Source organism: Mesorhizobium sp. B2-5-4 (assembly GCF_006441095.1).
Lineage (GTDB): Bacteria > Pseudomonadota > Alphaproteobacteria > Rhizobiales > Rhizobiaceae > Mesorhizobium > Mesorhizobium salmacidum.
On sequence record NZ_VFUR01000031.1, the window covers coordinates 1 to 12,977 of the forward strand.

Here is a 12,977-nt window from a genome sequence, read left to right on the forward strand (position 1 = left end):
GCCCTGATCTACACCCCGGCGAGTGAGGAGGAGCGGGCGATCTCGCCATCGCCGGAGCCCAAATTCATCGCCATGCTGAAAAAACAGGGGGTAAAGCCACTTTCGTCGGGACGGTCGATCGTCGCTACCTGGGAGCCACATCAGGCGACTGTGCTCGAGGTCATCAAGAAGATGGGGCTCGAGCTCGAGATCATCTTCAACAAGGGCGCGGTGATGATCCTGCCGAGCGGCGTCAACAAAGCCACCGGGCTGGCGGCCGCACTCGAGGACCTTCACCTGTCGCCGCACAATGTGGTGGGTATCGGCGACGCCGAGAACGATCATGCCTTCCTGCAGGCCTGCGGCTGCAGCGTTGCGGTCGACAATGCCATTCCCGCGGTCAAAGGCACCGCAAACCTGGTCACGCGCGGCGCACGCGGCAAAGGCGTCGAGGAACTGATCGCCAAATTGATCGAACGCGACCACGGGATCGTGCCGAAACGTCATGACGGCGTTGTTCTGGGATCGTCCGGTGGCGACGACATCTATCTGTCGCCGACTGAAAGCGTGCTCATCGCCGGCAGTTCGGGCATCGGCAAATCCACCCTGGCCACCGCGCTGACGGAATGCTTTGTCGAGAGCCGATTTCAGTTTTGCGTCTTCGACCCTGAGGGTGACTATGACGGCCTCGAGGGCGCCGTTCGGCTCGGGGATGGGTCGAGCGCGCCAACAAAGGCGCAGGTGCTGGATCTGATGGCCAAGGCCGACAGCAATATCGTCGTCAATGGCCTGGCGCTTCGTGTCGATGAACGGCCTGACTTCTTTGCCGACCTGCTGCCTGGCCTCGGCAGTTTTCGCCGCCGCACCGCAAGACCGCATTGGCTGGTCATCGACGAAGCGCACCATCTTCTTCCGAAGCGGCGCGACGATACGCGCTCCGTGCTCTCGCTGGAACTGCCGGGCACGATCCTGATCACCGTCCATCCCGAGGCGATTTCGACCGACGCCCTGCGCCTGGTTACGGCCGTCATCGCCCTTGGCCCCAAGGCGAAGGACGTGGTGAAGACCTTCTGCCACGAGACGGGCATCGAGCCGCCGAAAGACATTCCCACGCCCAAGGGCGACCGGGTTCTGTTCTGGCGGCCGCAAGCGCGCAAAAAACTCACGACGGTCAAGGTCATCGAACCTCGTCAGTCTCTCAAGCGCCACAGCCGCAAATATGCCGAGGGCCAACTCGATGAGACCGGCAGCTTCTATTTCCGCGGTCCCGACGACGCGATGAACCTCAGGGCCCATAATCTGATGATCTTTGCCCAGATGGCCGAAGGCATAGACGACAAGACCTGGGAGTTCCATCTGCGCGCGGGCGACTATTCGAAATGGTTCCGCCAGCAGATCAGGGACAAGGATCTCGCCCGCGAAACCACCGAGGCGGAAAAGGACAAGAAGCTTTCGGCGGAGGAGAGCCGCAAACGGGTTCTCGATGCCGTTCGGCGGCGCTACACCGCACCGGCGACGGCGCCTGAGGAATAGCAGCCCGGAGGCGGTCATGAACGACGTCGGGAACGGCCGGTTCGCCGACCGCGATTGGAACCTGGGCGCCGACTTGACGTTCAACCTCCATCGAGAAGGAGAAACGATCATGCCACGAGGCGAGAAATCCAAATACACCGACAAGCAGGAACGAAAGGCCGACCATATTGCCGAAGGCTATGAGAAGCGTGGCGTCTCCGACAAGGAAGCCGAGCGACGCGCATGGGCGACGGTCAACAAGGACGATGGTGGCGGCAAGAAGGAAGGCGGCTCCGGGCGTGGCAAGCACACGGGTCATCCGGCGGCGCACAAGGGCGGCAAGAGCGGCGGAAAGGCGTCCGCTTCCCGATCGGCCGCCAGCCGGTCCGAATCGGCAAGGAAGGCGGCGGCGACCCGCAAGAGGAACGCCGAACACCACGCCCACTGAACGGCCTCGAAGATCGGAACACCGGCATGAAATCGCGACTGGTCAACGAGGCCAACGGCCAACGGACATTTGTCGTGGTGCTCGACCCGGGTGAGGAAGCGTTCGCGGCACTGACCAGCTTCGCGGTCGAGCAGACGATCGGCAGCGCTTCCCTGACGGCGATTGGCGCGTTCCAACGGGCCACTGTCGGCTGGTTCGACCTGGAGGCGAAGCGCTATCGAAAAATCCCGGTCGACGAGCAATGCGAGGTCCTGAGCGCGATCGGTGATGTCGCGACGGGCGATGATGGCAAGCCAAGTCTTCATGTCCACGCGGTGCTTGGCTTGAGCGACGGCACGACCAGGGGCGGCCATTTGCTCGAAGGCACCGTTCGGCCGACATTGGAAGTCACCGTGGTGGAAGCGCCGGGTCACCTGCGCCGCCGCAAGCGCGCCGAGTTCGGTGTGGCTTTGATCGATCTCGGCGGCTGAGGTGTCTTTGCGGGCGCTTCGCCGAGGGGCGCGACGCCCCGGAGAGCGATGATACAGGCAATGACGGACAGGTTTGCCCTCCCCCTGGACACGCCTCCGATGGAGGCCAAAGCGGCCGACGCCCTGCCGGAGGGAGAAGGCCTTTGGCAATACGAGCCCAAATGGGACGGGTTTCGCTGCCTCGCCTTCAAGGGCGACACGGATGTCGACTTGCGCGCCAAATCCGGCAAACCTCTTGGCCGTTACTTCCCGGAAGTCGTCGCCATGCTGCAGCAGGTGGAGGCCCGCAACTTCGTTGTCGATGGCGAAATCGTCATCGAACTCGATGGCCAGCTTTCCTTCGACGCGCTGCAGATGCGGCTTCACCCGGCTGAAAGCCGTATCCGCAAGCTGAGCGCGCAAACGCCTGCCCGGCTGATCCTGTTCGACATGCCGGCCGCGCCGGGCGGGACGATCCTGCTTGGCGAGCCATTGTCGCGACGCCGCCACGCGGTCGAGGGCTTCGTTCGCGATTGCGCCAAGCCCGGCTTGCGGCTCTCGCCCAGCGCGACCGATCCGGCGGCCGCCAGGCGTTGGCTGGAAGGGGCCGGCCATGGTCCCACCGACGGCGTCGTCGCCAAATTGCTGGCCGATCCCTACCGGCCGGGCGAACGCGCGATGGTCAAGGTCAAACGGTTGCGCACGGCCGACTGCGTGGTTGGCGGATTCCGCTATCTGACCGGAAGCAGGGAGGTCGGCTCGCTGCTGCTCGGCCTTTATGATGAGAGCGGCAAACTCGACCATGTCGGCTTTACCTCGACCATCGGCAGGGATGACCGGGCCCGTGTCACCCGAGAGCTGGAAAAGCTGCGTGGCGGACCCGGCTTCACCGGCAAAGCGCCGGGCGGACCGAGCCGCTGGAGCACGCAGCGCAGCGGCGAATGGGAGCCCCTGCGGCCGGAACTGGTGGTCGAGGTCCGCTTCGATCATGTCACCGGCGACAGGTTCCGGCATGGCACCAAACTGTTGCGCTGGCGCCCGGACAAAGCGCCGCGCCAGTGCACCATGCGGCAGATCGAGTGACGCAGTTCGCGCCACGGGCGCGCTCGCTGGCCGGAGGCGCCCTCCAGGTCGCCTCTTCGCGAAAGGGCTGGAACAACCGTCCCGATGGCAAGTTGTGTCCCAGCTACACCGCTGGTGGGCTTCACGATAATTGATAATTGGAGATGACAATCATGGCGACTGCGAAGAAAGCGGCACCGAAGGGCCTTGAAGCCCTGTTCCTCGACGGGCTGAAGGACATTTATTATGCCGAGAAGAAAATCCTGAAGGCGCTGCCGAAAATGGCGAAGGGCGCCGAATCCGAAGATGTTTCGGCGGCGTTCGAGAAACATCTGCAGGAGACCGAGAACCAGGTCGACCGCCTCGAACAGATTTTCGAGCTTCTCGACAAGCCGGCCCGAGGCAAGACCTGTCCGGCCATCGACGGCATCATCGAAGAGGGTTCGGAAGTCCTCCAGGAATATAAGGGCGACCCCGCGCTGGACGCTGGGCTGGTCGGAGCGGCGCAGGCCGTCGAACACTACGAGATCGCGCGCTACGGTACGCTGATCGCCTGGGCCGAACAGCTCGGCAAGAGCGACGTGGTCAAACTCCTCAACGAGACCCTTGAGGAAGAGACGGCGACCGACAAGGCACTTTCCAGCCTTGGCGAGGGCGGCGTCAACGAACGTGCCCTGGAACAGGCCGCCTAGCTGGCGAGCTATTGCCCCGGGCGCAAGGCGATCCGGGGCAACTCCCCGGATTTCGGAGAACGACGATGGACCCCCGCAAGAGAGAGCAACCCGCAGTGCAGGCCGAAGACGCAGTGCAGGCCGAAGACGCGGCAGAAACCGAAGGTCCCGTGATCGAGCAGCAGGACTGGGACGCGCTCGCAGGCGCGAAAATCCTTCCCGACGACGCCGAGGTGGAGGACGAGGCTGAGGGCGACTTGCCCGAGGAAGATGACGACAATGCCTACCAGGAAAGCGACGAGGCATTGCCCGACGACGTCGAAGAGGCAGCCATCTCACGCGATCCTTCAAGGGAAGGCGGCCACGCCGACGGCGAGTGACCGAACGACGTCCGCAATCGGGTCAGCCGTCCGCATGCAACGGGGGCTCTTCATTCTCATCAGGATTGGGCAACGGCGCCTCATCGGGCAATCCGTCCGGCTCCGGTTCGCCGATCGGCTTGGGCTTCCAGTTGGGAGCGGGCATGGGCACGTCGCGGTTGGGGTCGGGTTCTCTCGGATCGGGCATCAAATCTGTCTCTCTTTCGGCGGCCTCTCTTTCGCCGGACCGGGCGGGTTGACCGCAGCACCTATCACCACGCAGAGCCCGTCCCGAGCGCTCGGGACGGGCTCGATGCCACAGGGGTTGGCTAGCGATTCTTGTGGCTTTGCTCGCCAGCTCTCACATGCTGTTCATGGGTCCCGCCGCGCATATTGCCGGAGCTGTCGCCTTGCTGGCGCTGGTTGCCACCGGCCGCCTGCTGCTGGCGGTTCTTGTCATCCATGTTCTTGTGGCTCTGCTGGCCTGCTTTCACATGTTGCTCATGGCTACCACCTTTATTGGGCATTCTTCTTCTCCTTTGAGTTACCGAGGCGAACGGCCGCCTCGAGGGTCAAAGACGCTGGCGGCCCGGACGTTCCGTCACATAATATTTCGTGAACCGTGCCGCCGAAGCTTGAACGTGTCGAGGAAACTCGATCGGAGTTGAGTTCGAGAGCCCGTCAGCGAACCTGAAACCAACCGATCGCCAAGGCCAGGGAGCCGCGCTGAGGCTCGCAATTAGCCGCCACAATGCCGGTATCGCATCTTTGCTCTCCACGGATCTGAATTGCGCGCTACCCGGGTGTCATCGACTTCAGCATCGAAGCGACGCGCATAACTATCGGGACGATGACGATTATCAGACTCAGCGGAAACAGAAATGTGGCCAGGGGGAAGAGCATCTTGATAGGCAGGGCATTCGCCATTTCCTCAGCGCGCAGGATTCGCATCTGACGCATCTCCTTGCTGTAGACGCGAAGGCTCTTCGTCACACTGGAGCCAAGTTCTTCCGATTGCCGGAACAGCACGGCAAGCGACCTGGCCTCGTCGATGCGCAAGCGGGTCGCCAAGTTGGTCAATGCATCGCGCAAGCGTCGGCCGCCGCGCACTTCAAGCATCATGATGGAAAGGTGCAGCCCGAAGTCGGGCCGGGTCGACATGAACTCGCGTGCGACACGATCGGCCGCCGCTTCGACGCTCAAGCCAGCGTCGACGCAAACGATCAACATATCCATGAAATCGGGAAATATCCTGCGATAGGCTTTCTCCTTGGCAACTCCCATGCGTTCGAGCACGACCCCGGCAATGAAAAAAGCAAAGCCTCCGCCTAATATGGATAAGAGGATTGCCATCGTTCGTGAGACGGTCACCAAATATTGATCGAAGACCACGAATATACCCAGCAGCACCAGTAAGGACACCGCGGCACGCGCGGTCTGAAATGTTGCACTCGCCTGCGGTGAAAAGAACCCGGCTCGCAGCAGCCGGTTCGGCAAGGAATTCGAATTCGTGTCCTTCCTGACCACATCAAAATAGTGCTTGATGAAGGCACCATACTTGTCATCGATGATTTCGGAAGCAGGACCGTAATAGGGACTGCCTCCCGCCTCGCTGTCGGCCACTGCATTTGTCAGCCTGGACGCCACTTCGCGCTGGCTGGCAATCCTTCCGACAATGACCGTCGAAAAAAGCAGGACGCCTACGAACGTCGCGAGAAGGATCAGTGTTTCGGTCATCTATCAAGCTCAAAAATCGAAGTTTACAAGTCTGTACAAAATATAGTTGCCAACGAACATCACGCAGAAGGCAATCGTGAAAACAACATTGGCATATCCACTCGCCCATACAGGATCGAAATACGTCGGTGAGAGTGTGCTGATCATGAAATAAAGGCCAAAAGGAAATGCCGACATCATAATGGCTGTTATCCTGCCTTCAGCGGATAGCGCCCTGACCTTGGCTCGGAGAATCGCGCGTTCGCGGATCACGTTCGCCAGGTTCTCCAGGATCTCGACAAAATTGCCGCCTGTGCCACGCTGGACGCTCATCGATATCGCCAGAAGCTTCAGGTCCTCCGCTCCGACGCGCTCGATCATATTGAGCATCGCGTCATTGAGATCGGTTCCGTAGGTGAGTTCGTCGCTGAGCATGCCGAACTCCGTCCCTATGGGATCTGGCAATTCCCGCGAAACCAGGGAAATCGATATCGGCAATGGATGCCCGGCCGAAAGGCTCCGGGTCACCACGTCGAGAGTGCCAGGCAATTGAGCAATGAATTTTCTCATCCGGGCTCCACGCACGCGCATCATGATAATAAGGGGCAGTGCGGTCAGAAAGAGGATGACAAGGATGATCGCTGGAATTGTCGAAACGCCGAAGTAGGTCAGCAGCAACCAGACCAACGCTGCGATGACAGGCGTATAGATCGCCAGCCTCAAAGCGTTTATTTTCAGCCCGGATTGTGCGAACAACCGGCGCAGCCGGACCAGCAGCTTGAAGCCGCCTCGATCATAATCAAGCGCTCGTTCGCGAACCATTCCCTTGAAGACGCTGAGACTGTCCTCGGTGCCTTGCAGGAGTTTGAGGCGGTAGTTCAGCGCGCTGCTTCGCTGGAAGTGGTTTGCGACGATCCCCGTGACCCGTTCGAATAGTATCAGACCACCAATAAAGACAGCTGCGTAGACGAGCATGAGTTCCATTGCACACCTACACCAGGGAGCGTGCCGGATCGAAAATATCGCCCGGCAGCTGGAAGCCCAGTTCGGCGATATGCTCGAGGAACCGCGGACGGATGCCGGTTGCCCGGAACTGTCCATTCACCCTGTTCAAGTCGTCGACGCCAAGCTTCTGGAATTTCATGATCTCCTGCATCTGGACGACGTCGCCCTCCATGCCGGTGATTTCGGTAACTGAAACCAGACGCCGCGTGCCATCGTGAAGACGCTCGACCTGAACGATCAGGGTGATCGCCGAAGCGATCTGGGACTTGATGCTCAACTGCGACATCGGCATGCCCGCCATGCCTATCATTTGCTCAAGCCTGGAGACTGCATCCCGCGGCGTATTGGCGTGAATCGTGGTCATCGATCCTTCGTGACCGGTATTCATGGCCTGCAGCATGTCGAAGGCTTCCTCGCCGCGGACCTCGCCCACGATAATCCTGTCGGGCCGCATGCGAAGGGCGTTCTTCAGGAGCTCGCGCTGGCGTATTTCGCCGCGTCCGTCCAGCGTCGGCGGCCGCGTTTCGAGTCGACCGACATGGGGTTGCTGCAGCTGCAATTCGGCAGCGTCTTCGATCGTGATCAGGCGCTCGCGATTTGAAATCTGCGACGAAAGCGCGTTGAGCATGGTGGTCTTTCCGGAGCCGGTTCCTCCGGAGATGATCATCGACACCTTGCCCTTGACGGCCGCGGTCAGCAGAACCTGCATCGCCTTGGCCATCGAATGACTTTCGACAAGGCGGTCGAGCGTATAGGGACGACGTGAAAACTTGCGGATCGAGACGAGCGGACCGTCGATCGCGACCGGCCTGATGGCGGCGTTCACGCGGGATCCGTCGGGAAGTCGCGCGTCGACCAGCGGCGAAGACTCGTCCACACGTCGCCCGACGGCCGTGACGATCTTGTTGATCACGCGCATAAGGTGATCTTCGTCCTTGAACCGGATAGGCGTATCCTCGATCTGGCCATAGCGCTCGATGTAGACGTGCTCGTGGCTGTTGATCAGGATGTCGGAAATAGTATCGTCCTTGAGCAACGGCTCTATCGGACCCAGCCCGAGCATTTCGTCGGTGATATCGCTGATCAGGCCGTCGAGTTCACGCGCATTGAGGGGGAAATTCCGCGCCCGGACGTATTCGCGCACCAGCGGCCGGATCTCGGCGGCGAGTTCGTCATTCTGTGCCGTCTCAAGTAGTCCGAGATTGATCCGATCCAGAAGATAGCGGTGCAGGTTCACACGCTCCGAAACCATGTCGGGGCCAAGAGCACCGCGCTCCACTGGTTTCGGCTCCTCGGTCACCGCCGGCGCGGAAGGAACGGCTTCGGTCTTCTCGACGAGCGCAAGGTCCGCGCCTGCGCTAGGTGCCTGTTCCGGCAGGCCCTCGGATCGTGACCTGTAAAATCTCCCAATGATCCCGTTGGCCATACCGCCCGCTCTTCCTATTCGACAATCACTTTTGCGCCAATGCGCACCTCGCCGTAGAGCTCCAGCACATCGGCGTTCGTCATGCGAAAACAGCCGGAAGAAACGAAGCCGCCGATCGAGGGCGCATCGTTGGTGCCGTGGATGCGGTAGAGAGTGTCGCGCTGACCCTTGAACAGATAGATCGCGCGCGCGCCAAGTGGATTGTAGGGACCCGCCGGCATCATTTCCGGCAGCCGCGGGTCGCGCTGGCGCATCTCGGCCGGCGGCCGCCATTCCGGCCATTCGGCCTTGCCGCCGACGCGGACGGTGCCGGTCCATACGAAGCCATCCTTGGCCACGCCGATCGAGTATCGGGCGACCTTGCCCGGCGCCACGACGAAGTCGAGCGTTCGCGCCGCGGTCGAGATCAGGATTGTTCCCGGCTTTTCCCTGGTCGCTGTCGCAACGACGCGCCTGGTGACCGGCCCAAGGCTCTTCGGCACCGGGTCGCTTCGTCGCTCCGTCGCGTCAGCTCTGCCGATACCGGCGACGGCCAATAACAAAAGACCGGCTCCGGCGCCGCCGCGCGTGAGGCGGCCTATTCGGCCCAGGCCGGTCATTTGACGGCCTCGGCAAGTTTTTCGACCTGGCGGACGAACTTCGAGCGCGGGTTGACTTCGGCAGGCAGCATGCCGCGATTGATTGCCTCGTTCATCGTGCCCCAGTCGTCCTCGACGACCATGGCGCTGGATTGCTTGAAGATGTTGTTGGCGTCCTTCTTGCCAATGCCGAAGCTGAAGAGACGCCTGCGATGCTTGTTGGCGATGACCCTAATGGAAATATCGTCGTTTCTGAGCTTCTTGATCCGGTTGTAGACTTCCTTGGCCTGCTGCAGGCCGGGTATGGTCAATTCGGTGACCAGATGGATGGAATTGACCGCGGCCAGCAGTTCATCCTTCCAGCTCGTCTCGTAGTAGGGGATGTCGACCACGGTGTGATTGTTCTGGAGAGAAACCACGTCCAGCATCCGCAGGACAAGTTCGCCGCCAGAGGGAGCCATGGAGACGCCGGGTTGCCGGAACGACAGCAGCGAAAAGCCGCGCGGGTGCTTTTTCTTGATAATATCGATGAATTCCAGATCGACCCGCGATGGTTGGGCGATGATCGGCCGCAAATCGTAGTCATTGGGTGTATTCAGGTAGTGACCGCAGGCGCCGGTGGCAAAATCAAGATCGAACAACGCGACGCTGGCTTGCGTTCTCTTTGCCGAGCGCACAAGCGCGTCGGCCAACGATATGGCGACCGAGGTTCCGCCGGCTCCGCCGACCGCCGAGATGACCGCATGCACATGGTTGCCGCCTGAATGCGCCATCTGCACATTTCCGGTCACGGCTTCAAGGAAGCTCTTGCGGTCCAGCGGCTTTCTCACCCAGTCGCTGCCGTTGAGCTTCAGCAGCAGCCGCATGCGCTGGTCGGTGAGCGGATCGGAAACCACGATCAGCGGAAGCGCCGCGAACTTGCGCCGCAGTTCCTGCGCGATGCTGCTTTCGAGAAGGGCGCCATCGCCGGCGTCGAGCACCAGCAAATCGTAGCTTGTCGGATCGACCGCCAGGCGCTTGTCGAGCAGCGCGCCGTGATCCTTCACCTCGGAGTCGTATTGCGAGAGCGCCGACAGCGAGCTCTGCATGAACTCGGACGCCGCCTGATCCGCCGAGGCGATCAGCACCTTTATTCTTCTCGAAAAGTTCATATGGCTTGTCATCCGAGAATGCCCGATATTCCGCAGCTTTGGTCAGCTGCCCGAGTTTGTGTTCAAGTCTTCGCTTGTGACGGTCACCGGCATGGCTGGAACCGTTACATTATTGATACCTAATATAGCGCCAAGTATAGGCAAATCGAAGGTGATGCCGAGAACTTCCATGCGTATGGTTAGCACCGCGCCCCCCGGCCTTCCGTAATAGCCAAGTCCCGACATCATGTAGGTGACGCGAACATTATCGATCCCGATGCGCGGGTTCAGTTGGCACATTGCCGGGCTTCCGGTGCCTACAGCGTTGCATGATGTGGCCGTGGCGGCGCCATAGACGATACGGTTGAGTTCAGCGGTGCAGGCGGGTCTCCCTGTGCAGGTCCACGGGCCAAGCGCACCCACCGGTATCGCCACTCCGCCATTGGTGCTGCCAGACGCGAGCACCGTTACCGTGGCGGGGTCGAATCCGGTCACCATTGAGCCCGAAACCGCCACCTTGCGCGCGCCGAATTGCAGCGCCTTGACGGTCTGGTTCCACTGGAACATCGCATAGCCGAACTCGATGAAGGCAGCGAAGACCAGCAGGACCAAAGGCATCACGATCAGTCCCTCGGCGAGCGTAACGCCGGATTCCTCGCGAATGAAGGGGCGGAAGCGGGGGGCTCTCACCATCCAATATATCTTTCCTCGTGATAGGCCTCGATGGTGATGTTGCCGATGCCAAGCCAGCCGAACAGCGGTGAAGAGCTGTAGGCATGGGAGGTGCTCGCGACGACGACTTGTTTCCCTGCGCGGGTGACTGTGGCGAAGTCGATCGCACTTCCGCTCGGGTCCCACCCTGAAACCCTCAAGTCGGTGGCGGCGGGGTCTGACGTCCCGTAATAGGCGATGCGCCGGGCAACCGCTTGGCTGCATTGCGACACGTAGCCTGAAAGCGGATTGCTTGGCTGACAGCGGCTGAGATAGCGCGCCGCGTCACGCAGTCCTGTCTCGATCTGCTCTTTCTCCCAGAACATGTTGCCGAATTCCAGGATGCCGACGGAAAACAGCGTGACGAACGGCACGATTATCAGTGCCTCCGCGAGAACCGCGCCCCGCTCATCGCGGTGGAACCGCACGAAAAACCGTTGCAGCCGGGTGATCATCGGACCAACTGCGCCTCCTCGCGTAGAAACTGATCCAGCGTCCCGCTGCCGCCTTGGCCCGTGACATCCACTATCTCGAGGCGGATCGGCTTTTCACTGGCGGTTGTATCGTCTTCCTTGCTGTTGTCTTGCTTTTCGATAGGGTTTGTCAGGAACATACTGACGAATGCATCGGGTTTAAGAGTCGTTTTGCCGCTAATGGTCGTGTGCTTGGTCGAATCGGAAAAGTCGCCGCAATCTACAACGGCGGCAAATATGATGCGACGGTCCGGTTTGTCACTGAGTGTCTCCGGTGCGCCCGAGTAGCAACGCGGGACGCCGTTTTCGCCGCTCCCCTTGTTGCCCGCCCTGTCTGCAACGAGATTGTGGTCGATTTCATATCTGTAAACATCGTAGCGCGACGCGTTCTGAAGCGCCGTCGGCAGGCTGGTTCCATGGTTCAGCGTCCAATAGCCGGTTCGATCCCAAGAACCATTGGTACTGATACCCAGGCTCGGCGTCGGATACGTCCCCGGCGGGAAACCCATTGCCTTGGTCGGAACGTCACTGTCCACCTTGCCGCAGCCAGCCGAGCCGGTGGTATTCTTGGCTCCCTTTCGAACATTGGTGGCGGGGCGATATAGCGGATTGCCCTCCTCCGAACCCAGACTTCCGGCATATATGTCGAAACGGACGTTCAGGCCGACATTTACCTGGCCGAGGGTGACGCCGGTCTTGGTAACCACCGATTCCTTCGTGTAGCATTGTCCGCTGGCGCCCTTCGCGAAAGCGTCCTTAAGCGGGATATCAGTGTCCAACAGTCCGAAGTTGCCGGGGCCGGGTGTACTATCGGTCTTGAGCACTTGCAGTTCGCGGCTATAAGTCAATCCTTGAGCGTATGCTTGTTCCATCGAAAGACCCAGGCTTTCGAACGGATTGCAGATGAAAAGCGGTGTGACGTCACAAGCAGTGGCGGTGTAGGTCGCGACGGCCTCGGCCTGGAAGTTCAGCGTCGGATTCGTCAGTCCCACGGGTATCGGAAACAGCGACGTCATGGCGCGCGGCGTCGAACGGACCAAGACGTAGGCCGCGGTAGTAGCGTCCGTGGTACCATTTGCTGCAATCCATGCTGTATCTATCGGCGAGTCGTCGCTGGCCGGAATGGTGGTGAGGTATGTCACGCTGACTGTGGTTTTGTCCATGATGACTGCACCACCGTCGGAAAACCTTGCTTGGTTCTTGACGAGATCGGTAATAGCGGCATCGGCTCGCGTGATGGCATCCGGTGCTCCGTTCAGCTCTCTTGCTCCGGCGAGCGCCAGTCCGTCGGCTGCATTTTGCAGATCGGTGTGGAGATTGTTGCCGCGTGCCACATCGATGACCAGCAGGCTGAAGCCCAGAAGCAGCGGCATCGTAATAAGCGTCAGCGCCGTAACATAGCCGCGCTCATCAAGCAGCACATCGAGGATCTTACGTCTCATTCTAGCCCCAACTATC

At 60.6% G+C, this 12,977-nt stretch carries 16 protein-coding genes; 6 read left to right on the forward strand and 10 right to left on the reverse strand.

What is annotated here, in order from left to right:
* The 6 genes from FJ492_RS26515 to FJ492_RS26540 form a co-directional block, all read left to right on the forward strand.
* Positions 1-1,512 (forward strand): HAD-IIB family hydrolase (locus FJ492_RS26515; protein WP_140773103.1); only part of this gene is annotated, 1,512 nt, incomplete at its 5' end.
* A 109-nt stretch (positions 1,513-1,621) separates the two neighbouring features.
* The gene (locus FJ492_RS26520) at positions 1,622-1,939 is read left to right on the forward strand and encodes a plasmid stabilization protein (RefSeq protein ID WP_140505910.1); all 318 of its coding nucleotides are present in this window, start codon (positions 1,622-1,624) and stop codon (positions 1,937-1,939) included.
* Positions 1,940-1,965: 26 nt separating this feature from the next.
* Positions 1,966-2,409 (forward strand): PPC domain-containing DNA-binding protein, encoded by a 444-nt coding sequence (locus tag FJ492_RS26525; protein WP_140745999.1) that lies wholly within the window; start codon positions 1,966-1,968, stop codon positions 2,407-2,409.
* 60 nt (positions 2,410-2,469) lie between these two features.
* Positions 2,470-3,471 (forward strand): ATP-dependent DNA ligase, encoded by a 1,002-nt coding sequence (locus FJ492_RS26530; RefSeq protein ID WP_140773111.1) that lies wholly within the window; start codon positions 2,470-2,472, stop codon positions 3,469-3,471.
* Positions 3,472-3,623: 152 nt separating this feature from the next.
* Positions 3,624-4,142, forward strand: a complete 519-nt coding sequence (locus FJ492_RS26535; RefSeq protein ID WP_140505807.1) for a ferritin-like domain-containing protein — start codon at positions 3,624-3,626, stop codon at positions 4,140-4,142.
* Positions 4,143-4,207: 65 nt separating this feature from the next.
* A complete protein-coding gene (locus FJ492_RS26540) occupies positions 4,208-4,501 on the forward strand; it encodes a hypothetical protein (RefSeq protein ID WP_140773118.1) in 294 nt (97 codons plus the stop codon).
* Between the two features lie 22 nt (positions 4,502-4,523).
* Here the strand turns inward: FJ492_RS26540 and FJ492_RS26545 are convergent, their stop codons facing one another.
* The 10 genes from FJ492_RS26545 to FJ492_RS26590 all read right to left on the reverse strand — a co-directional run bounded on the left by FJ492_RS26545 (position 4,524) and on the right by FJ492_RS26590 (position 12,961).
* Positions 4,524-4,688: a hypothetical protein gene (locus tag FJ492_RS26545; protein WP_140773121.1), complete on the reverse strand. Its 165-nt coding sequence runs from the start codon at positions 4,686-4,688 to the stop codon at positions 4,524-4,526.
* Between the two features lie 121 nt (positions 4,689-4,809).
* Positions 4,810-5,007, reverse strand: a complete 198-nt coding sequence (locus FJ492_RS26550) for a hypothetical protein (RefSeq protein WP_140505812.1) — start codon at positions 5,005-5,007, stop codon at positions 4,810-4,812.
* Between the two features lie 268 nt (positions 5,008-5,275).
* Complete coding sequence (locus FJ492_RS26555; RefSeq protein WP_140773123.1) at positions 5,276-6,217, reverse strand: type II secretion system F family protein; 942 nt, start codon at positions 6,215-6,217, stop codon at positions 5,276-5,278.
* Between the two features lie 9 nt (positions 6,218-6,226).
* Positions 6,227-7,180 (reverse strand): type II secretion system F family protein, encoded by a 954-nt coding sequence (locus FJ492_RS26560; RefSeq protein ID WP_140773125.1) that lies wholly within the window; start codon positions 7,178-7,180, stop codon positions 6,227-6,229.
* A gap of 7 nt (positions 7,181-7,187) precedes the next feature.
* Complete coding sequence (locus FJ492_RS26565; RefSeq protein WP_140773127.1) at positions 7,188-8,627, reverse strand: CpaF family protein; 1,440 nt, start codon at positions 8,625-8,627, stop codon at positions 7,188-7,190.
* Positions 8,628-8,641: 14 nt separating this feature from the next.
* Positions 8,642-9,226 carry a L,D-transpeptidase gene (locus FJ492_RS26570; RefSeq protein WP_140773129.1) on the reverse strand — a complete coding sequence of 195 codons (585 nt, stop codon included), beginning with the start codon at positions 9,224-9,226 and terminating at the stop codon, positions 8,642-8,644.
* Positions 9,223-10,356: a pilus assembly protein gene (locus FJ492_RS26575; RefSeq protein ID WP_140773131.1), complete on the reverse strand. Its 1,134-nt coding sequence runs from the start codon at positions 10,354-10,356 to the stop codon at positions 9,223-9,225. The genes FJ492_RS26570 and FJ492_RS26575 overlap by 4 nt, the downstream gene beginning before the upstream one ends.
* 42 nt (positions 10,357-10,398) lie before the next feature.
* Positions 10,399-11,028, reverse strand: a complete 630-nt coding sequence (locus FJ492_RS26580; RefSeq protein ID WP_140773133.1) for a TadE/TadG family type IV pilus assembly protein — start codon at positions 11,026-11,028, stop codon at positions 10,399-10,401.
* Positions 11,022-11,501, reverse strand: a complete 480-nt coding sequence (locus FJ492_RS26585) for a TadE/TadG family type IV pilus assembly protein (protein ID WP_140773135.1) — start codon at positions 11,499-11,501, stop codon at positions 11,022-11,024. The genes FJ492_RS26580 and FJ492_RS26585 overlap by 7 nt, the downstream gene beginning before the upstream one ends.
* Positions 11,498-12,961, reverse strand: coding sequence for a pilus assembly protein TadG-related protein (locus tag FJ492_RS26590; RefSeq protein WP_140773137.1), 1,464 nt, complete (start codon positions 12,959-12,961; stop codon positions 11,498-11,500). Before FJ492_RS26590 ends, FJ492_RS26585 begins: the two co-directional genes overlap by 4 nt.
* Between the last annotated feature and the right edge of the window lie 16 nt (positions 12,962-12,977).